This is a genomic window from Alteromonas sp. ABH4_453 (assembly GCF_056160665.1).
This window is the reverse complement of the sequence record NZ_JBSWXP010000001.1, coordinates 385,961-406,760: the sequence shown is the minus strand read 5'-3', so window position 1 is coordinate 406,760 and position 20,800 is coordinate 385,961. Positions and strand designations below refer to the sequence as shown.

The 20,800-nt window shown below is 44.9% G+C and carries 17 protein-coding genes and 1 other RNA gene; 9 read left to right on the top strand and 9 right to left on the bottom strand.

Annotated features, from left to right (window positions below; genetic code table 11):
* Positions 1-110 precede the first annotated feature (110 nt).
* On the top strand, positions 111-857 hold the full coding sequence (locus ACXAGV_RS01740) for a DUF481 domain-containing protein (protein ID WP_474871337.1): 747 nt from the start codon (positions 111-113) through the stop codon (positions 855-857).
* Between the two features lie 131 nt (positions 858-988).
* On the opposite strand, the gene serA is transcribed toward ACXAGV_RS01740, so the two are convergent.
* The 7 genes from serA to ssrS form a co-directional block, all read right to left on the bottom strand.
* Positions 989-2,218 carry a phosphoglycerate dehydrogenase gene (serA, locus tag ACXAGV_RS01735; RefSeq protein ID WP_474871893.1) on the bottom strand — a complete coding sequence of 410 codons (1,230 nt, stop codon included), beginning with the start codon at positions 2,216-2,218 and terminating at the stop codon, positions 989-991.
* A gap of 343 nt (positions 2,219-2,561) precedes the next feature.
* Entirely contained in the window at positions 2,562-3,218 is a 657-nt protein-coding gene (gene rpiA / locus ACXAGV_RS01730) for a ribose-5-phosphate isomerase RpiA (protein ID WP_474871335.1), read from the bottom strand.
* Between the two features lie 90 nt (positions 3,219-3,308).
* Entirely contained in the window at positions 3,309-3,956 is a 648-nt protein-coding gene (locus ACXAGV_RS01725; RefSeq protein ID WP_474871333.1) for a 5-formyltetrahydrofolate cyclo-ligase, read from the bottom strand.
* 33 nt (positions 3,957-3,989) lie between these two features.
* On the bottom strand, positions 3,990-5,618 hold the full coding sequence (locus ACXAGV_RS01720; RefSeq protein WP_474871331.1) for an ATP-binding protein: 1,629 nt from the start codon (positions 5,616-5,618) through the stop codon (positions 3,990-3,992).
* Between the two features lie 59 nt (positions 5,619-5,677).
* Positions 5,678-6,619, bottom strand: coding sequence for a nucleoside hydrolase (locus ACXAGV_RS01715; protein ID WP_474871329.1), 942 nt, complete (start codon positions 6,617-6,619; stop codon positions 5,678-5,680).
* Positions 6,620-6,641: 22 nt separating this feature from the next.
* Entirely contained in the window at positions 6,642-7,538 is an 897-nt protein-coding gene (locus ACXAGV_RS01710) for a ribokinase (protein WP_474871328.1), read from the bottom strand.
* A 21-nt stretch (positions 7,539-7,559) separates the two neighbouring features.
* Positions 7,560-7,742: non-coding RNA, 6S RNA (gene ssrS, locus ACXAGV_RS01705), on the bottom strand.
* A gap of 594 nt (positions 7,743-8,336) precedes the next feature.
* Between ssrS and ACXAGV_RS01700 the strand changes: the two genes are divergently transcribed.
* The 8 genes from ACXAGV_RS01700 to ACXAGV_RS01665 all read left to right on the top strand — a co-directional run bounded on the left by ACXAGV_RS01700 (position 8,337) and on the right by ACXAGV_RS01665 (position 18,401).
* Positions 8,337-8,903 (top strand): UPF0149 family protein, encoded by a 567-nt coding sequence (locus ACXAGV_RS01700; RefSeq protein WP_474871326.1) that lies wholly within the window; start codon positions 8,337-8,339, stop codon positions 8,901-8,903.
* Between the two features lie 72 nt (positions 8,904-8,975).
* Positions 8,976-10,295, top strand: coding sequence for a Xaa-Pro aminopeptidase (pepP, locus tag ACXAGV_RS01695; RefSeq protein WP_474871324.1), 1,320 nt, complete (start codon positions 8,976-8,978; stop codon positions 10,293-10,295).
* A gap of 173 nt (positions 10,296-10,468) precedes the next feature.
* Positions 10,469-11,899, top strand: coding sequence for an FAD-dependent monooxygenase (locus ACXAGV_RS01690; protein WP_474871322.1), 1,431 nt, complete (start codon positions 10,469-10,471; stop codon positions 11,897-11,899).
* Entirely contained in the window at positions 11,886-13,058 is a 1,173-nt protein-coding gene (locus ACXAGV_RS01685; RefSeq protein WP_474871320.1) for an FAD-dependent monooxygenase, read from the top strand. The genes ACXAGV_RS01690 and ACXAGV_RS01685 overlap by 14 nt, the downstream gene beginning before the upstream one ends.
* Before the next feature lie 458 nt (positions 13,059-13,516).
* Positions 13,517-15,061, top strand: a complete 1,545-nt coding sequence (locus tag ACXAGV_RS01680; protein WP_474871891.1) for a M28 family metallopeptidase — start codon at positions 13,517-13,519, stop codon at positions 15,059-15,061.
* A 47-nt stretch (positions 15,062-15,108) separates the two neighbouring features.
* Positions 15,109-15,984, top strand: coding sequence for an EamA family transporter (locus ACXAGV_RS01675; protein WP_474871318.1), 876 nt, complete (start codon positions 15,109-15,111; stop codon positions 15,982-15,984).
* Positions 15,985-16,094: 110 nt separating this feature from the next.
* On the top strand, positions 16,095-17,384 hold the full coding sequence (locus ACXAGV_RS01670) for a M24 family metallopeptidase (protein WP_474871316.1): 1,290 nt from the start codon (positions 16,095-16,097) through the stop codon (positions 17,382-17,384).
* 84 nt (positions 17,385-17,468) lie between these two features.
* Entirely contained in the window at positions 17,469-18,401 is a 933-nt protein-coding gene (locus ACXAGV_RS01665) for a DHH family phosphoesterase (RefSeq protein ID WP_474871314.1), read from the top strand.
* 54 nt (positions 18,402-18,455) lie between these two features.
* Here the strand turns inward: ACXAGV_RS01665 and ACXAGV_RS01660 are convergent, their stop codons facing one another.
* The gene (locus ACXAGV_RS01660) at positions 18,456-19,304 is read right to left on the bottom strand and encodes a LysR family transcriptional regulator (protein ID WP_474871312.1); all 849 of its coding nucleotides are present in this window, start codon (positions 19,302-19,304) and stop codon (positions 18,456-18,458) included.
* 93 nt (positions 19,305-19,397) lie between these two features.
* On the bottom strand, positions 19,398-20,714 hold the full coding sequence (locus ACXAGV_RS01655; RefSeq protein ID WP_474871310.1) for a sugar MFS transporter: 1,317 nt from the start codon (positions 20,712-20,714) through the stop codon (positions 19,398-19,400).
* Between the last annotated feature and the right edge of the window lie 86 nt (positions 20,715-20,800).

The window sequence follows — 20,800 nt, the reverse complement described above, 5'->3', positions numbered from 1 at the left end:
TTCTCCGGTGCATTACTTAATCGACTTCTTTTAAAACTCGTGTTGTGCCGCCTTGCAGTTCAAAAGGTATCGCGTACAACGAATGGACCGATAATCAATAGGATTGTTCAATGAAAAAGCAAGTGCTTGCATCTTTAGTTGCAATTTCTCTTTCTCCGGCTGTTTTCGCTCAAGACGATGAAGTGAAGCCTTTTACAATGGAAGGTGAGCTAGGTTTTATCTCTACATCAGGTAACACTGAAACAACATCTATCAGCGCAGGTATTCAAGCGCATCAAGAACTTGAGAAGTGGAGTAACGACTACATTCTTAAAGGTCTTTACAAGAAAGAGACGGTAGAAGGCGATGACGGGGAAGATGTTGAATTTACTTCTGCACAGAAGTTCTTCGGTTCAGCGCAGGGTAACTACAAACTCGCCAACCCAGATAACCGTTTATTCGGATTCGCATCTTATGAAGATGACCGATTCAGCAACTTTAACTATCAGGCTACTGTAGCTGCGGGTTGGAACCAAAAGGTTCTTCAAAACAAGCGCCATACCTTAGAATATTCAATCGGTCCGGGTTATTCTTTCATTGAAACTCAAGACGGTGAAAACCTTGATAGCATGATTGTTCGTGCATCATCAGCATATTCTTGGAAGATTTCTGATACTGCTAAATTTACTCAAACAGTGAGTACAGAAGTGGGTTCTGACAACACTAAGTCACGTGCTGAGTCAGCCCTAACTGCTACCATTAGCGGTAATCTTTCTATGCGTCTTTCATTTAAATTAGACCACAACACCAACGTTGATGATGACGTAGAAAAGCTTGATACTGAAACTGCTGTTAGCCTAGTTTACAACTTCTTCTAAGCCGAACTAATTTGTTTAAAGGTCAATAGGCCCTTCAAAAAATAGAAGTAAAAAGTATTGAAGTAAAATGATAAGCATAAAAAACGCTGCACATAGTGCAGCGTTTTTGTTTAGGCTACAAACAAGGCTTCTTAGTGGAGAATACGAGTCTTAATTGTGCCATCAATTTGTTGAAGCTCTGCCAATGCCTCATAGCCACGGTCTTCTTTAACATCCACAACCACGTAACCAATTTCCGCGTTAGTCTGTAGATACTGGGCTTCAATGTTAATGCCTTTTTCTGCGAACGCTTGGTTAATTTGGGTAAGAATACCCGGTTGGTTTTTATGTACGTGGAGAAGTCGTGAACGACCGGTGTGCTCGGGCAGCGATACTTCAGGGAAGTTAACCGCTGACAACGTAGAGCCGTTGTCGCTGTATTTCGCTAGCTTTCCAGCCACCTCAATTCCGATGTTCTCTTGCGCTTCTTGTGTGCTTCCGCCTACGTGTGGCGTAAGAATAACATTGTCGAACGCGCGAAGCGGTGACTCAAACTCTTCAGTGTTAGACTTAGGCTCTACTGGGAATACATCAATTGCTGCGCCATTTAGGTGGCCGCTTTCCAATGCGTTTGCAAGCGCGTCAATATCAACGACGGTACCGCGAGAAGCGTTAATTAGAATGCTGCCTCTTTTCATTTGCGACAGTTCTTTCTCGCCAATCATATCTTGAGTTTGAGGCGTTTCAGGCACGTGTAGCGATACCACATCAGAGGTATTAAGCAGTTTTTCCAGTGACTTCACCTGAGCCGAGTTACCCAACACAAGTTTGTCTTCGATATCGAAGAATTGAACGCGCATACCTAAATGTTCAGCAAGAATACTTAGCTGAGTACCAATGTGGCCATAGCCAATGATGCCTAAGGTTTTTCCGCGAGCCTCGTAAGAGCCAACCGCAGTTTTTTCCCATTCACCACGATGGGCTTTGGCGTTTTTGCTTGGTACTTGGCGAAGTAGAAGAATAATCTGCCCAAGAACCAGTTCAGCAACCGAGCGAGTATTAGAAAACGGGGCGTTAAATACCGGGATGCCACGACGTTGTGTGGCTTCAAGGTTAACCTGGTTGGTGCCGATGCAGAAACAACCAATAGCCACAAGCTTTTGTGCTGCATTAACCACTTTTTCGGTAATTTGGGTACGCGAGCGAATACCAACAAAGTGGGCGTCTTTTATCTTCTCAATTAACTCATCTTCAGGAAGTGAGGTTTTGAGAAATTCAATGTTGCTATACCCATTGCTTTTTAGTGTTTCCAATGCACTCTGGTGAACACCTTCTAACAATAAAATTCGGATTTTATCCTTCTCTAATGAAACTTTGCTCATGAACTCGCTATCTCTCACTGATGTAATTTGGTTTGCTTGCATCGCCAATCCAAGACTTACTGAACGTACAAGTATTAAAAGCGTAGCTTTGTACAACCTGTGCGGCAATGTGCATCACTACGCTGCTCTGAAGCCTTGCTTTAGCAAAACTGCTACCAAGCTTTTATAATCACGTTGATTGCTTTCGCTATAAATGACGCGGACCTTAATTAGCGTAAACATTAAAACGCGTCGCACCTAACTAAGGACATCTAGACGTCTAAACGGAAATTAACAGAAAACGCATTAAGTTGAAAGCAGTATTTTGTATAGCTTTTCACCGTCTATACGCCGTGCCAAGCTATCACTTAAAGGTTTCGACACCACTTTCTGTGGCACTTAGTACAATATCTGCGCCTCTTAGCGCAAAGATGCCGTTAGTCACTACGCCAGGAATATTATTAATTTCTTGCTCCAGTTCGCGCGGATTAAGAATCTCAAGGTTGTGTACATCTAAAATAACGTTACCGTTATCTGTCACTACTCCCTGCCGATATTCAGGGTCGCCACCAAGTTTTACCAGTTCACGGGCTACAAAAGAGCGAGCCATGGGAATAACCTCGACCGGCAGCGGAAATGAGCCCAATACAGGCACACGCTTGCTTTCATCAACAATGCACACAAAAGTAGTTGCGGCGCCGGCTACAATTTTTTCGCGAGTGAGTGCTGCGCCTCCACCTTTAATCATATGCTTGTGTTCAGTAACCTCATCAGCCCCATCGATATAAACCGAAAGGTTGCTGACTTCGTTTAACTCGAACACTTCAATGCCTAGGGCTTTTAAACGCTCGGTAGATGCTTCTGAGCTTGATACTGCGCCTTCAATTTTGTGTTTAATGTTACCGAGTTCTTCAATAAAGAAATTTACGGTAGAGCCTGTACCCACACCTACAATGCTATCTGCTTCAACATATTCGATGGCTGCTTTGGCTACGGCTTGTTTTTTTGCGTTCTGATCCATGGTCATTCTCCGACTTATTGTGTTCGCAAGTGTATCGTATAAGCGTACATGAACCCACAAGTTCGTATATTCAATTTGTTATAATGGCTATCACGAGTTAGTAAAATGCAGGGCGCGCGTGGGTGTTACGATAGCATCGAGCGGCACATCCCACGGTGCAATAGGTAGGGCATCTACTTCTTGAATGTCGTGGGCAATGCCTACCAACTTTGGCGCACGTTTTTTAAGAGGCGAATGGGAACTCATTTGGCGCTGAGTAAAGCTTAATGTACGATCGTAATAGCCACCACCCATGCCTAAGCGATTACCGTTACTATCAAAGCCTACAAGCGGCATAAGAATAACATCACATAGCGTAACCGGAACAACGTCTTCACAAGCCAGCACGGGCTCTTCAATGTTGTATTTGTTACAAATAAGCTGGGTGTTTGGGTTGTAAGATAAGAAAAGTAGATGCCCTTTGCATACGGGGTGTAGTACAGGAAGTGCGAATCTTTTTTTGCTTGAAGCCTGCCAAACACAATCGATGTAGTACTTTAAATTGACTTCGCCATCGTTAACTAAATATCCCGCTATTGTTATGCTCTCGTTGAGAAAAGGCAGGGCATTGAGTTGCGATGCTACGCGTTTTGCAGCATCCTCATGTTGTTCAAAAGATAACTCACGGCGTGTTTCGCGAAGCTTTTTCCGCAACTGTGCGCGAGTTCGCATGCTTTCTTGTGAAACGCTTATCTGCATGATTGAAGGCCTTACTCGCTTTAAACCAGGAGGTTAACGATCAGATTCACCTAAAAAGTGATTAAGTACACGAACTAATTCACTACTCTCAATGGGTTTGGTCAATACATCATCAAGACCTTGCTCACGCAAATATTCTGGCTGGGTAATCACATCCGCCGTTAATGCGACAATAGGCAAATTTGGCTTGAACCCCTTTATTTGAGCTGTTGCTTCATCGCCTTGAATGCCAGGAAGGTTGAGATCCATAAGAACTAAGTCCACAGGATTAGACTTGGCGTATTCAACGCCCTCTTCGCCAGTGCTCACTACAGAGAGAGACACGCCAAGTTTTTCGAATAAGGTTTGAATAACTACTTGGTTTATATAGTGGTCTTCAACCACCAAAACATTCGCGGATTGGCTAACGTTGACTTGAGCTACAATGCTGCGTGGTTCTGATTCAACGAACTGATTTTCACTCAACGCGTCGGCCGGTAAAGTCACGCTTATGCGAGTGCCGTGATTCAACTTACTGCTAACTTTAATAGACCCGTCCATGAGCTCGACAAGGCGCTTAGATATATTCAAGCCTAAGCCGGTTCCACTAATCTCTTGAGCGTTACCCATTCGCTCGAAAGGCTTAAAGAGTCGCTTCTGATCATCATCGCTAATGCCGATGCCTTCATCTATGACATTGAACACAACATTGCCATTTTTGTATTTCACTTGCGCTTTGACAGCCTTACCCTTATTGGTAAATTTAATCGCATTCGACAGTATGTTAAGTGCAATCTGCCCAAATTTAGTGTCATCAAAATACAAAGATTCGGGCATTGCTTCATCAATTTTTGTTGAAAATACTATACCGCTGTCTTCGGCACGGATTTTAGTTAACGAAAATAGATGTGTGAAAAAGTCTTTAGTGTCCACCGCACGGGGCATTACACGCATCTTACCAGCTTCTATTTGCTTGATATCTAGAACTGAATTTACAATTTCTAGCAGCCTTTCGCCGCTTGTACTTACATGAGAAAGCGGTGTGGTAAAAGACGAGGGCAAACCCAACTTTTGAGCTTCGCCCTCAAGCAGCCGGCTAAAGGTGTTTATCGCATTAAGTGGCGTTCTGATTTCGTGGCTTATGTAAGACAGAAAGTCAGATTTAAATTGGCTAGTACGCTCTAGTTCTCGGTTCTTACGCTTTAGTTCCAAATGCGCTACTACCGATTTACTAAGAGTTTGAAGTGATGCTTTCTGCGCTTCTGTCAGTGTTTTAGGTTTGCGGTCAATGGCGCAAAGTGTACCGATTGCGTGTCCCGATGGGGTAATGAGTGGTGCACCAGCATAGAAGCGAATATCAGGCGCGCCAGTTACCAAAGGGTTATCATGAAATCGAGGGTCTAACGTGGCGTTAGGAACTTCGAACACTTTTTCTTGCAAAATCGCATGAGAGCAAAAAGCAATTTCCCGGGACGTCTCTTCAGCATCCAACCCCACTCGTGATTTAAACCACTGGCGGTCAGGATCAATTAGACTAATAAGTGCAATAGGGGTTTCGCAAATTTGCGAGGCAAGTGCTGTTAGGTCATCAAACAGCTTTTCAGCTTCGGTATCAAGTACGTCGTAGCTGAGTAACTCGGCAAGACGTTCTTCCTCATTAATGGGGAGTGGAGCTGATTGCATAGTTTGAACCTAACGATGAAATAAAAAAGGGATTGTATATTAACAATCCCTTAAACATATCATAAAGCGTAGGTGTCTATGAATAGTTGTTCCAGCTTTTGATGGTCAACTTTAGTCGCTACTTTTATTGTATTTGCTTCATTCCATAGCGGGCTAGGTGTTGTACCTTTAGGCGCAACTACAGTTTGCCCTCTATCAAGCGTACCTGTGCCAACGCGAACGTGACCTTCAGTCAGCTCAAATAACTCTGGGTGACGAAGGTGGGCAATTGGGAATGCATCGTGGAAAAAACACACGCGATCTTCACGGTTTTGCGAGTAGAAATCCATGTAGAACTGGGCACTTTCTTTCACAAAACCGCCAAGCGTATTGTTTTTCTCTTCAAGCTTTTCAACAAAGGCAGGTGAGAATGGCGTGAAGTTTGTTACGTCCAAACCAAACATAGTCAGTTCCCAGTCTGCCGCAAACACGATTTCCGCCGCGTGCGCATCATTCCAAATGTTTGCTTCAGCAACCGGTGTAACGTTACCAGGAACAAACGCCGCACCACCCATAATGCTAACGCCTTTCACCAACTTAGGCAGTTCTGGCTCAAGACGAAGTGCAAGTGCCAAGTTACCCAATGGGCCAATAGCAACAATGGTGATCTCGCCCGGGTACTTGCGCGCCATATCAACGATAAACTGCGCAGAGCTGCGTGGGTCAAGCTCGGTCTTAGGTGCTTCAGGCTTAATGTGACCAAAGCCGTATTCACCATGTACGAAGTGTGCATAGTTTGACTCTGGGCCAACCCATGGCATACCAACGCCTTTGGTTACAGGAATATCTTTACCTGCAATTTCACAAAGTGTTAGTGCATTCTGCGCTGCCATCGTTACTGGAACGTTACCGAAAACGGTAGTTAAGCCTAGAACTTCAATATCTGGAGATTGGAAAGCGAAAAAGATCGCCATTGCATCATCAATCCCCGGATCCGTATCTAATATGATCTTATGTGCCATCAATTTATCTCAATGCGTCTTGCTAGTTGGCGTGTTTCGCTAAGAAACGATCCACTTCTTTTTGTGTTGGAATACTCTGTGCTGCGCCTTCACGGGTAACCGCAATGGCCGAAGCTGCACACCCTCGACGCAATGCTTGCTTAGCATCGGTGTGGTTGCTGTATGCAGACAAGAAATAACCGATAAAGGTGTCACCGGCTGCGGTGGTATCTACCGCATCAACAGAGAATGCTTTTACTTCTACAACTTCATTTTTGCGCAGCATCATTACACCGGCTTTACCTAGTGTAATAATAACTTCGCAGTGTGACCACTGCTCTTTGAACACTGTCACAATATCTTCAAGTTCTTCTTTACCGGTAATCGCAGCAGCTTCGGTTTCGTTTACAATAAGTAAATCTACACAGTCTAGCGGAAGCTGTTTAACCGACTCGCTCATAGGCGCTGGGTTAAAAGCTACTTTTAGCTGTTTTTCTTTCGCTTGGCGAAGTACTTCTTCAATGCTGCTGGTTTCGTTCTGCGTTAATACCCAGTCCGAAGGGCGCGTATCGTCTAGCGCTTGCATTACGGTTTTTGCGGTAATAGTTTGGTTAGCACCACCAAATAATACGATGGCGTTTTCACCGCTTGGGGTAACTTGGATGATGGCGTGACCTGAAGGAACTTCTGAACACTTTACACCACGACAATCAACACCCTTTTTAATAAGAGCTTGTTTAAATGAGGCGTCGTTTTCGTGAATGCTGCCGACGTGCCTTACGTCTGCACCTGCTTGCGCTAAAGCAATAGACTGGTTTGCACCCTTACCACCTAATAAGGTTTGATAATGGGTAGAGGCCAGCGTTTCTCCAGGCTGCACAAAGTGATCTACCTGGTAAACGTGGTCAATATTAATAGAGCCAAAATTTATTATTGCCATTTCTTCTTCCGTCGAAAGAGGGCGCTTCCCAGAATGCCGCTGTCCATGTTTCGCCCGTGAACCGAAAAGTTCAGGGCGGAAGAATCACAATTGCCGTAGGCTTCTCGATACGCGTCGAGCTTGCACAATAGCAGCTGTTTCAACTTCCTAGGTTTAAAGCATCGGCCAGGGACATGAATGAACTAGCAAACATCCCAGGAAACATTGTTGTTGTATTAACGCAACAGGGTATAACAAACGCGAGATCCAGTGAAGAGGATCACCTAAGGCGCTTTATAACTATTTTGCGTGGTGAATATAAAAACGGTAAAAAAATACTATTTTCTTGACCAATTGGTCAGCAATTATACACGCATACCGGAGAAGCTCAATAATAACCAACAAGCTAATGCTGATATTAAACGCTAATGAACACTGTCAAGCTGTTGCGAAAGGAATTCCATATCCAACAACCACGATCTTAGATGAAATCTGACGATGTTACTAGCCGTCCGGCAACGAATTTTGCTAAATCACCGTGAATTAAACACTGTTTGAACAGCGAGTAAACAACGTTTAAGCACCGTTGTGTAAAGTGTATGCGACACAGTGTTATTAGACCCTAAAATTACGTTTGCTGTTTGTTCAAAGTTAGCGCAGTGGCAGGGCAAAAGGAGGCGCTACACATTGATATTTGCTAGTATTAACTCCATCAAGAGATGACAGTGACGTAAGTCGCCGCCAAAATAGACGGTAATTAGCCGCTATACAAAAGCGGCACTTGTATCTCAAACTATTCAAAACAAAAGAGAACAATTCGTGGAAAAACAGCTCGATTACGATAGCGTAAGTAATAAATTGTCTCAGCAAGGCGTAATTGTTGACGCTGCAGAAGTTCATGGCATTCTGTGCGGTATGCTTTGTGGTGGCATGTCGCTAACCGACCAAAAGTGGCTAGAAGCGTTAAGTGAAACCATTAATCAGGGGGATGCGTTTAGCGACCCTACTAAGTACCTTTTAAATAACCTTTTCAATCAAACCTGTCAGCAGCTTCTTGAGCCAGAATTTGCGCTCAATTTGTTGCTTCCTGACGACCAAGCGCCGATAAATGACCGCGGAGCTGCACTGATTAATTGGGTGCAAGGTTTTATGCTTGGGTTTGGTCTACACCAGCAAGATCTTATGCAATGTTCTGACGATGTAAAAGAAGCACTTGAAGATTTTTCAGATATTTCACGCATGGAAGAACCCATGGATGCAGATGAAGAGTCAGAGAAGGCGCTATTTGAAGTTGAAGAATACGTGAAAATTTCAGCAATTTTATGCTTCAGTGAACTTGGTCAATCGCTGCTAGATGATCAACAAGACACGCCATCCGTACACTAATAATTCAAGGTAATAGAAGCGGCGGTAAGTCGCCATTTGCTTTAACGAGAGTTTTTTAGGGTTTTCTTTTTTATGATTAGTGCGCAAGAGTTTATCGCTAGGCAAGACCGACTACTTGCTCAGTGCAAGCCAAACAGTGTGTGTATTGTGCCTGCCGCAGGTATGGTGACCCGAAGTCGTGATACTGAGTATACGTTCAGGCAAGAAAGCGACTTTTGGTATCTGACAGGGTTTGAAGAACCTGACGCCTGGTTGATTTTGTCTAATCACCCTCGCTACGGTGAAAGTTATCGAGCAATGGTTGTACAGGAAAAGGACAAGAGTGCAGAGATTTGGCACGGTAAACGCTTGGGCGCCGAGGCAGCACTTGCTCGGTTTAGCCTAGATGAAGCCTTTGAAACACATGAGTTAGAAGAAGCCTTACTTGCGTCAATTCAAGGGCAAGACAATGTGTACTTTTCTTTAGGTTATAACGAACGTCACGACCGCTTATTTACTGAAGCCCTTAATACTTTGCGTGAAGCGCCAAAAGAATCTCTAGCACCTGGTGCAGTACATGATTTACGTCCGCAACTGCATGAAATGCGTTTGTTCAAGTCTGCTTGTGAAGTGGCAATGATGAAAGCGGCCGGTGAAATAAGTGCCCGTGCCCACAAGCGGGCTATGCAGTTTGCTGCTCCTGGATGTTATGAATATCAGTTAGAAGCTGAAGTTCACCATGAGTTCGCCATGGCGGGGGCTCGTTCGCCAGCTTACAGCACCATTGTGGGAAGCGGTGACAATGCGTGTATTTTGCATTACACGCAAAATAACGCGCAGGTAAAAGACGGTGATTTGATCTTGATCGATGCAGGCGCAGAATATCAAGGCTATGCTGCTGATATCACGCGAACCTTTCCGGTAAATGGCAAATTTACAGATGCCCAGCGCGACATTTACTCCGTTGTATTAAATGCGCAAAAAAGCGTGTTAGATATGTTAGCTCCAGGGGTTACCCTCTCTGAGGCTATGTTGCATAGCGTAGAAATTATTACTCAAGGTTTAGTTGACCTTGGCGTTCTTGAAGGTAGTGTGGCTGAAAACCTTGAAAATGAAACGTGGCGACAGTTTTACATGCATGGTTTGGGACACTTTTTAGGTTTAGACGTGCACGATGTAGGCAACTACAAAATTGATGGTGAAGACCGCCCCTTAAAACCAGGTATGGTGATAACCGTTGAGCCAGGCGTGTATATTAGCCAAGACAGTAACGTGCCGGAAAAATACAAAGGCATTGGTGTACGCATTGAAGACGATGTGGTTATCACCGCAACAGGTGTCGATATTCTTACTGCAGATGTGCCAAAAGACATTGATGCCATTGAAGCACTTATGGCTGAAGGAAAAGCGTAATTGCAAAAGCTCGTCAACGTTTTCAAAAGAAATGATAAAAGCGACACAAACAGTTCTTGTATTAAAGGCCCGCAACAAAAGCTAGCCTTTAACGCGAAGAAAAACATCCCAGATTTTACGCAATAAAATTAAATTTAAAGACATAGCCTCTGGGCGACAGGAAAACAAAAACAGTGGATTCGGCAGCAGCGGTTGATGTAGTAATTATTGGTGGTGGTATTGTCGGTACGGTATTAGCCAAAGCACTTGCAGAGAAAGTATCGCCGGCAAACGGCCTCGGCTTATCTGTCGCGCTTATTGATGCGGCTGACCCCGAGCAAACCACCAAAAATTTAGATGACTTTAATCCTTTCACCGATACTCGTGTCATTGCCCTAGCAAAACGAACAGTGGATGAATTGTCACACATGGGGCTAAATCTTGACGATTTAGCCAAGCAGCACAACGGTGAATTGCCTCCTCAAATTAAGCACATTGAGGTAAGCGACAAAGGACATTTAGGTTTGTTGAACCTTGAAAGTGGCGACTATCATATTGACGCCTTCGGTCAGGTCGTAAGCCTAAGTGCGCTAACTCGATTGGCGGCAAGTGCTGGTTCAAACTATCAACACATCGCACCAGCCAAAGTTACAAGCGTAAAGCAGCAGCGCGATTTTGTTGAGGTGGTGCTAGATAATGGGCAATCGCTTACTGCGAAATTACTGGTGCTAGCTGATGGCGGTCGTTCTGGGTTAGCTGAACAGGTTGGCATTTTTAAAACCGTTAGCGACTATCATCAAACAGCCATTGTTTTTAACGTGCACACCCAGCTCCCCCATGAAAACAAAGCATATGAACGTTTCACTGAAAACGGGCCGCTGGCATTCCTTCCTTTTGATAGCGAAGTCGATGGTATAAAAGCTACTGGAAACGGCTTTTCTGTTGTATGGACAGTAAATACCGACGCCGCAAAGACCTTAATGGCATTAAGCCAAAGTGCATTCATCCAAGCTTTACAGGAAGCGTTTGGCTATCGACAAGGCAAAGTACTAAGAGTGAGTGATTTGGCAAGTTACCCATTAGCGCTTACTAAAGCGCAGCAGGTCGCCAGTCATCGCACCGTGGTAGTAGGCAATGCAGCGCAGGCGCTACATCCCATTGCGGGGCAAGGCTTCAATTTAGGGTTACGTGACTTAAGTGCTTTAGTGCCTGAACTGCAAGCGTCAGCGGAAAAATATGCAGAGCAATTAGAAATGGGGAATTCGGAAAGTGCTCGGTTAAATGAAGGATTAACGTCACCGTCAAATGTAGCGTCAAATTCTGCTCAGGATGAGTTATACATCACGCAAAGCGAAACGATCGCGTCAGATAACTTCGATGCTGGCGCTTTTAGCATCACTCAGAGTTATGCCAAATCACGTCAAAAAGATAGAGACAATACGATTGCTCTTACTGACACACTTGTGCGTACTTTTTCAAATCAGTATTTTCCAACGGTCATTGGACGCAATGTGTCGTTATTGGCATTAAGCATGATGCCCCAGGCGAAAAAAACGTTTGTTAAACATACGACGGGCTATGGCGAAACACCACAAAGAATAAGAGACAACAATGCAGCATGTTGATATAGCGATAGTGGGCGGCGGAATTGTAGGATTAACCCTTGCCGCGGCGCTTAAATATAGTGAATTGAGCATAGGAATAGTCGATAAAGCGGCGTGTTATCAGGTACTGGACGATAAGCCTACGGCAAGAGTGAGTGCGATAAACCAAGCGAATATTAAAGCGCTGCAGCAGTTTGAAGTGTGGCCGCATTTGCAGCAAGATCGCGCCAACCCTTACACCGACATGCATGTATGGGACAAAGACAGTTTTGGCGACATTCACTTTTCATGCGATGAAATGGGCAGTGATGCCCTTGGCGTGATTGTAGAGAATCAGGCTTTAGTCAATGCATTGTCTAAATCTGTGGAAGCGCAGCCTAACGTGGAGTTGATCACCGCGGGTATTGATAGAGTATTAGCTGGACCAAATCAAACCATGCTGATGCTTGATAATGATGACGTGCTAAGCTGCCGCTTATTAGTAGGCGCCGATGGCGCAAACTCGTTTGTAAGAAAACAAGCTGGCCTGCCTATCACTTTTAAAGACTACGAGCATACGGCGATTGTCGCTAATATCAAAACGGTAGAGCCACATGATAATGTGGCGAGACAAGTGTTCACCCCCACAGGACCGCTTGCGCTACTCCCTATGTCTGAGCCAAATGTATGTTCTATTGTATGGTCGCAAACGCCAGAGCAAGCGAACTCATTAATGGCATTGGAGGACGCTGCGTTCTGCAATGCGTTAACCGCGGCTAGTAATAGCGTTCTTGGCACTATTTCGCTTGAAACCAAGCGCGCCGCTTTCCCGTTGACCATGCGTTATGCACGCCAGTGGGCGAAAGACGGTGTAGTGCTGGTGGGTGATGCAGCACACACCATTCACCCGCTTGCAGGGCAGGGCGCTAACTTAGGAATGCAAGATGCACTGGCACTGGCAGAAACCCTAAATGATTTAAAGGCGTCGGGTAAAGACATAGGTTTGTACAAGCACTTACGCAGCTACGAACGAAGCCGTAAAACAGAAGCCACGAAAATGATTGCCGCAATGGACGGCTTTAAATTCTTATTCGACGGCGACGACCCCCTCAAAAAGTTGGTCAGGGGAATTGGCCTTTCAGCCACAGACAAACTCAGCAGCATTAAAAACGCCTTCGTCAGCCACGCCATGGGCCTATAAACCCAAAAAAATGGGGTCAGAGTACTTTTCCGCCACCCCCGAATAGTGGGGGCAGAGTACATTATTGGCTTTCCCTATTACAAAACCGAATAAATGTACTCTGACCCCATTATTGAAGCTTGGAAGTGTACTTTTTCACACATCATAGAAAACAGGCGGCAAAGCTCTCTAATTATCTATCTCACTCTAAAAGCAAAGAAATGTACTCTGACCCCATTCTTGTGGTTTAGTCGTTTCGGCGTTGAGATAGTCAGCGGTACAGGATACTCTTCGGTATCCTTTTTTATTTGTACCAATGGCTTATGTTTACTTATCTTTGCAAACCTTATCGCGCCTTTTCCTTTGTCTGCGCTGCTTCCGTACTTACTTCTACCTTAATTACTGGTGCGGCGAATGCCGACGCAGTGGTTTCCACTTTAGCCTCGGTTGAATCGTCGGCGACAGCAAAAAGTGAAGAGATGTCGCTGAGTAACGCTTCTATCGATTTAGACGTGTATCGTCAACATGTTAAAACGCTGGCAAGCGATGAATTTGAAGGGCGAGGGCCTTTGTCAAAAGGGGAAGAAAAAACAGTCGATTACTTGGTAACCCAATACAAGAAACTAGGGCTTCAGCCCGCCTTTGGCGACAGCTACACCCAAGCTGTGCCTCTAGCGAAAATAACGCCTAAGAACATCTCATCGCTAAAAATAGGCGGGCTTGATTTTAGCGCAGGTAGCGAGTTTACCGCCCGAACTCAGCGCATTGTGAAGGAATACTCACTTGCTAATAGTGACGTAATTTTTGTGGGTTATGGCATTAATGCCCCAGAGTACAATTGGAATGATTACGCCGGCCTGGATGTAAAAGGAAAAACCGTTGTAATGCTGGTAAACGACCCGGGTTTTGCATCTAAAGATCCAGACCTTTTTCAGGGCAACGCAATGACCTATTACGGTCGCTGGACATATAAGTATGAAGAAGCAGCCAGGCAGGGTGCAGAAGCGGTTTTCATTATTCATGAAACCATGCCAGCGGGTTACGGGTGGGGCGTAGTCGAAAACTCAAACTCCAATACCAAATTCAGTTTAGTCGATGACAACAACAATGCTTCACAAGTCGGTGTAATGGGGTGGCTTCATCTAAATGCCGCCAGACAGCTATTTGAAGAAGTGGGTATGGACTATGGCGAGCTTAAAAACAAGGCTTCAAAGCCAGGATTTATTCCCATCGCGCTAAACACAAAAGCATCATTGGGCTTCGCTAATACTATTGAGCATGCCGAGTCACAAAACGTGGCAGGTATTTTAGACGGTACAGATAAGCCAGAAGAATGGGTAATGCTTCACGCGCACTGGGACCACCTAGGCAAAGTAGAGAAGAACGGCCAAACCACTATTTATAATGGTGCGGTGGACAATGCATCAGGCGTAGCAGGTGTGCTTACATTGGCAGATGCGCTATCAAAACGCGAAGAGGGCTTTGCACGTACACTAATGTTTAGTGCGTTTACCGCCGAGGAAACAGGGCTACTCGGTGCCGATTATTTTGCAAATAACCCACCGGTACCAACGTCCGACATGGTAGCTTTTTTAAATATCGACGGCATGAATGTAAACGATGATGTTGATTACATTTTGCAGTACGGCGAAGACTATTTATCTATTGAAGACGATTTAGCGACAGCTGCCGCTTTACAAGGACGAACGGTCAAAATGGATCCGCGACCTCAAAATGGATTGTTCTTCCGCTCAGACCACTTCGCGCTTGCGAAGCAGGGCGTGCCTTCAATTTTGTTCATGAGCTTAGGCGATACCGACCCTAGCTTCATCGCCAAACGCTACCATAAAGCAGATGATGACTACCTTCCAAGCTGGACATTAGGTGGTGTGCAACAAGACCTCTCACTTATCGGCTCTATGCTGAACTATTACGCCCAAGGCGATGTGTGGCCATACTGGAAACGCGACTCTGATTTCAAAGACAAGCGCACACAGGCAATGGAAGCGAAAGAGGCAAAGTAATTCACGCTTAACTGTAGGTAGCGATATAACAAGGTAAAGCGAAGCTAATGAGTTGGATTTTATTTACGTTGGGCGCGGTTGTTATGCAAACCGTGCGCAATGCACTGCAGAGCAAGCTGAGCGGGGCAGTTAACACCTCTGGGGTGACGCTCTCTCGCTTTATCTTGGCTCCGCCAATAGCCCTCGTCTATTTACTCATTCTCTACAGCAGTAGCGCCAGTCAAGCGCCTGAGTTCTCGGGCACTTTTATTGCAGTGATACTGTGTGCTTCGCTACTTCAAATAGCGGCCACTTCTTTAATGGTGATTTTATTCAAGCAGAAGAATTTTGCTATTGGCGCAGGTCTAGCGAAGAGTGAGGCCTTGGTGGCCGGCGTTGTAGGCATGCTCTTTTTCGGAAGTTATTTAACGCCCCTTGGGTGGGCGGGCATAGTAATAGGCGCAATAGCAGTATTTGTGTTAAGCAGCGGCAATCGGCTCCATGGCATTAGTGTGAAAACCATGATTATAGGTCTTGCTTGCGGTACCTGTTTTGCGCTTACATCACTGTTGGTGCGCGAGGCTAGCCATATGCTAAATGTTCAGCATACAGTGGCTGCTGCCTGGGTGTTGTTATGGGTGCTATGTGTGCAAACGGTAAGTTTAAGTGGTTATATTGCGCTAACTAAACCCTTCGTGTTCAGACAGCTAACCAACGCTAAAAAGCAGGTGCTAGCGATTAGCACGGTAAGCTGTTTGGGCTCAATTTGTTGGTTCACCGCCATGGCATTACAACATGTGGCGCTGGTAAAAACACTTGGGCAGTTAGAGGTGTTGCTTACCTTGGTACTCTCACATTACTGGCTAAAAAATGCAGTCACAAAACGCGAAATTGCTGGCTTACTTCTCATTGGGCTTGCCGCTATCTTCGTTATGTGGGCATAAAGTACAGACAATATTAAACACTGAAGTTTTTAGTACAAAATCAATTGAATGTTATTTTCATAAAACAAAAAAGTGCTAAACAATCTTAATTAAAACGACAGGAAGGGAACATGGATAAGCGACATTTCTTGAAATTAGCGGGTGCTAGCTTTGCGCTTGCTCCTGTGGCTTCTATAGCTGCAATTAATCAAACTAATGCAACAGACGTTAACGGTTTAAGCGGGCTAAGTGATATCACCGCAAATGCGAAGCCGATTACCGTAGAAGAACGCAAAGCCCGTATTGAAAAAGCGCAGTCGCTTATGAAAGCCCAAGACATTGCGGCAATTCTGGTCGAGCCTGGCGCTGCAATGGATTATTTTTCAGGGATTAAATGGTGGCGTAGTGAGCGCTTGACCGCGCTGGTTATTCCTCAAAAAGGTGACATGGCGGTGGTAACGCCATTTTTCGAAAAGCCAAGTGTGCTTGAGTCGTTAGCTATAGGCGATGATGTAAGAGTGTGGCAAGAGCATGAAAGCCCGTTTGATGTCGTAGGCAATATTTTAAAATCGCGCGGGATCACAGGCGGCAATATCGGCTTTGAAAGCAGCGTACGCTACTTTGTAGTTACGGGAGTCAGCCGAGCGCTACCAAATATTAATATCGTTCCCGCCGAGCCAATTATACTTGGTTGTCGCATGTATAAAACTGCGAGTGAACTGGCACTTATGCATAAGGCCAATGAAGTTACTTTGCGTGCTTATGAGTTTGTTTTTAATAACTTAGAGCTAGGCATGAGTCAGCAGGACGTAAAAAGTTTGATGAGTACCGCACAGCAGCGCTTAGGCGGTAGCGGTACATGGTGTTTGGCGTTATTTAACGATGCAAGTGCTTATCCTCATGGCACTAACGCTGCGCAAACTATCAAAGAAGGTTCGGTGATCTTGCTAGACAGCGGTTGCAGCGTGCACGGTTACCAAAGCGATATAAGTCGTACTTTGGTATTTGGCAAGGCGTCTCAGAAAGTTCAGGACGTGTGGCACACAGTAAGGGAAGGGCAGAACGTGGCATTTGCCGCAGCAAAAATTGGTGAACCAGCAGGGAAAGTAGATGATGCAGTGCGCCAATTCTACGCCAGCAAAGGGTACAGCAAAGACTATGCATTGCCTGGGCTAAGTCACAGAACAGGTCACGGTATCGGCATGGAAGGACACGAGAGTGTTAACTTCGTGCGTGGTGAAAATACGCCACTTAGAAAAGGCATGTGCTTTTCCAATGAACCAGGCATCTATATTCCAGGTGAATTTGGGGTTCGCTTAGAAGACTGTTTGTACATGACAGAAACCGGCCCTGCTTACTTTACCGAACCGCCAGAAAGTTTGGTGAAACCGCTGGGTAAATTACTGAATTTAAAAGGCTAAATAAGAAGTTAATAAACCTGTCTCTCAAAATTTTTATTAGCTGTTACACTTAAAAATATTACCTAAGTGAATGATGGATAAACTATGCCTGAAAGAAAATTTAGATTGGTTACACGAAGTGATTTCGATGGACTGGTATGCGCAGTTTTATTGAAAGATTTAGACTTAATTGACGATATTTTGTTTGTTCATCCAAAGGACATGCAAGACGGTAAAATTGATATTACCGAGAATGATATCACTACTAACCTGCCTTACGTTGCGGGTTGCCATATTGCCTTCGACCATCACTTAAGTGAAACAGTCCGCAATTCAGGTTACATCGAGAATCACATCATCGACCCGAAAGCGCCGTCTGCTGCCCGTGTTGTTTACGACTATTACGGAGGTGCAGATGAATTTCCGAATATTTCTGTAGATATGATGGATGCGGTAGATAAAGGCGACTCTGCCCAGTTTTCAAAAGAAGAAATTCTAGAGCCTACCGACTGGGTGCTAATGAATTTCATTATGGACGCGCGAACTGGACTTGGCCGTTTCAGAGATTTTAGAATCTCTAACTATCAGCTAATGATGAAGCTAATAGATGCATGCAAAGACCATAGCATTGAAGAAATACTGCAAATGGAAGATGTGGCTGAGCGCGTAAGTTTGTATCACGAGCACAATGAAATGGCGAAGGCACAGATAGCCAAGTGCTCTACCGTACACGATAACCTCGTGGTACTCGATTTAACCGAACAAGAGACCATTTACGCCACAAACCGTTTCGTGATTTACGCCATGTACCCAGACTGCAATATCTCTATTCACAAGATGTGGGGGCTGAAAAAGCAAAACGTGGTATTTGCTATTGGTAAATCCATTACTAACCGTAGCTCTAACACCAATGTGGGTGAGCTGTGTTTGAAATATGGTGGCGGCGGCCACATGAATGCGGGTACCTGCCAAGTTGAAACCAGCAAAGCAGAAACTGTTCTTGCTGAGCTTATCGACACCATCACAAGCGACGGTTAACGCTGATTAGTACACGGATGGAGGGGCAGAAAAAGTACTCTGACCCCTCAGCTTTTATTGCGTTAGCCGCACTTTAAAGAATTCGGCGAGGGTTTTACTTATTACCGGATGCTGGGTGTCTTGGTTAAATAGGCAAATGTTGACCTTGCCTAACTTAGGCAGATGCGGGTGGTTCAGTACGGCTAAATTTGCCGGTAAGCTCGATTTTGCTAGTGCTGTAACGCCAAGCCCTTGTTGAATAGCAGCCACAAGCCCGCCCAAATCGGCATTGGTGTAGCTAATCTTCCAAGCGAAGGTTTGCTGCTTTAACTGTTCAATCACTCGGCTTCTGTACATGCAGCCATCTGGCGCTAGTACCAATGGAATGTTGTTTCCCACCAACGGATGAGTCGTATCGCCTACCCACACCACGTCATCTTCTAAAACAACTTCCCCCTCAGTTTCTTCATCTGGATTAACAAGTGCCAGAATTAAGTCAAAGTGGTCTCGCTGAGACGGGTGAAGCAGATCGCGGCTTAATGCCGACGTGACTTCTAAAGACACATCAGGGTAGCGCTTTGAAAACTCACCAATTAAGCCTGGCAGTAGGGTAGAGGCAAATTCGTTGGGGATGCCTAAACGCAACCTGCCGCTAAGCGGGGCAGGGGTTAGGCTTCTAAAAATGTTGTCGTTAAGTTCTAGCAGTTCTTTCGCCTTAGGGTACAGCCAATTGCCGTCGGCGCTAGGTACATGGCGTTGGCCTACTTTGGTAAACAGCTTTCTATCTAACTGCGACTCTAGCTTTTTAATTTGCAAACTGATAGCAGGCTGAGAGCGCCCCAAAAAGTCACCCGCTTTAGCGTAGCCACCAAGTTCAATAACGCTAACAAAGGTGCGCAAGGTATCAAGGGAAAGCTGCTTCATAGTTAAAGATGGGTTCCGATATCACTGTTATTAAACACGTCTTTCAAGAGTACCACTTATGCGTATGGTAAACCCACCAAGTCGTCGCCTAAATTACCATTCTCTTAAACGCCACCCTTTCAACGCGTAGAAAAGAATAAAGGCATAGCAAGGTATCGTTGTCCAATAAGCATTTAAAACGCCGAAGTGGTCAGCTGTAAATCCGAAGAGTAACGGAATAATTGCTCCTCCAGCTATACCCATTATCAAGAGTGCAGAACCGCGTGCAGTGAATTTACCTAGCCCTTCTAATGCTAGAGGCCAAACTGCAGGCCAAACAATGGCGTTAGCAAGTCCCAAAAGTGCAATAAGAGTAATAGGATCAGGAAGCGTTGCAATACCTGCCCAACCCCACAGAAAACTTGCAAAGACGTGGCTTTCAGCGTTAGTGAACGGTATACCGATTGACAAAACAATACCTAAAACTGAAGAGAGAGTAAGTAATTGGTGCTGAGTGCAAATTCGGGGCACAAGTGCTAAACCAAGGCTGTACCCAATGACCATAAAAAACATGGTGTATGACGTGAGCCCTAGTGCTCCCGGAACGCCAAGTTGCGAGCCTGCTAGGCCAATTGTATCTCCGGCAACAACTTCTACGCCTACATAACAAAAAAGTGCAATTACACCTAATACTAGCTGAGGGAATTGTAATACTGAGCCTTTTCCTTTTCCGTATTCAGCGAGTTTCTTATCCTCAACATCCAGATCGAGTTCAGGCAAGCCAGAAAAGCTTAACGCTATTGCAAGCACTACTAACGCTGCAGCCATTCCTAAGTAGGGCATGATAAGGCTTTGTGCTAATTGTTGTATTTGTGCGCTGCGTTCAGCTTCTGGCAATGCTGCGATACTTTGTTCAGTGATACCTGATAAGTCACCGAGTACAAGAGCAATAAACACCATTGGTGCGAGCCAGCCTGCTCCTTTATTCAGTAGCCCCATAATTGATATTCTTGCTGCCGCACTTTCTGACGGCCCAATTTTTACTAAATATGGGTTTGATGCGGTTTGTAAAATAGTTAAACCGGAACCGACGATGAACTGAGCTGTAATAAATAATATGAATGTTTGCGTTTTAGCGGCAGGAACAAATAAACAGCACCCTGCAGCAATCAGTAAAAGCCCGAAAGTCATGGCGTTTTTATAGCCCAATTTATTGAGCACGAATGACATAGGAAGTGCCATAACAACATACGCAATATAAAAACTAAACGCGATTAGCAGTGCCTCTGTTCCGTTCAAATTGCAAACAATTTGCAAGAAGGGGATGAGTGCTCCATTTAACCATGTGATAAAACCAAAAACGAAAAACAATGTGCCGATTATTGTCATTGGGAGTATCGTCGACGGGGGGGATTTAACTGCAGTTTGCATCACGTTTCCTTCTTATAATGTTTTTATTTCACTGTATTGCTTACTTAATATTTTAATTTTTTGTGAGTACGTATTATCTGTTGTTC

Bases quoted from the DNA above. Each gene is read 5' to 3' on its own strand.
- serA (WP_474871893.1), bottom strand. From the start codon at position 2,218: ATGAGCAAAGTTTCATTAGAGAAGGATAAAATCCGAATTTTATTGTTA.
- ACXAGV_RS01725 (WP_474871333.1), bottom strand. From the start codon at position 3,956: ATGCAGATAAGCGTTTCACAAGAAAGCATGCGAACTCGCGCACAGTTG.
- ACXAGV_RS01685 (WP_474871320.1), top strand. From the start codon at position 11,886: ATGCAGCATGTTGATATAGCGATAGTGGGCGGCGGAATTGTAGGATTA.
- rpiA (WP_474871335.1), bottom strand. From the start codon at position 3,218: ATGGATCAGAACGCAAAAAAACAAGCCGTAGCCAAAGCAGCCATCGAA.
- ACXAGV_RS01665 (WP_474871314.1), top strand. From the start codon at position 17,469: ATGCCTGAAAGAAAATTTAGATTGGTTACACGAAGTGATTTCGATGGA.
- ACXAGV_RS01655 (WP_474871310.1), bottom strand. From the start codon at position 20,714: ATGCAAACTGCAGTTAAATCCCCCCCGTCGACGATACTCCCAATGACA.
- ACXAGV_RS01720 (WP_474871331.1), bottom strand. From the start codon at position 5,618: ATGCAATCAGCTCCACTCCCCATTAATGAGGAAGAACGTCTTGCCGAG.
- ACXAGV_RS01675 (WP_474871318.1), top strand. From the start codon at position 15,109: ATGAGTTGGATTTTATTTACGTTGGGCGCGGTTGTTATGCAAACCGTG.
- ACXAGV_RS01740 (WP_474871337.1), top strand. From the start codon at position 111: ATGAAAAAGCAAGTGCTTGCATCTTTAGTTGCAATTTCTCTTTCTCCG.
- ACXAGV_RS01660 (WP_474871312.1), bottom strand. From the start codon at position 19,304: ATGAAGCAGCTTTCCCTTGATACCTTGCGCACCTTTGTTAGCGTTATT.
- ACXAGV_RS01680 (WP_474871891.1), top strand. From the start codon at position 13,517: ATGTCGCTGAGTAACGCTTCTATCGATTTAGACGTGTATCGTCAACAT.
- pepP (WP_474871324.1), top strand. From the start codon at position 8,976: ATGATTAGTGCGCAAGAGTTTATCGCTAGGCAAGACCGACTACTTGCT.
- ACXAGV_RS01710 (WP_474871328.1), bottom strand. From the start codon at position 7,538: ATGGCAATAATAAATTTTGGCTCTATTAATATTGACCACGTTTACCAG.
- ACXAGV_RS01670 (WP_474871316.1), top strand. From the start codon at position 16,095: ATGGATAAGCGACATTTCTTGAAATTAGCGGGTGCTAGCTTTGCGCTT.
- ACXAGV_RS01715 (WP_474871329.1), bottom strand. From the start codon at position 6,619: ATGGCACATAAGATCATATTAGATACGGATCCGGGGATTGATGATGCA.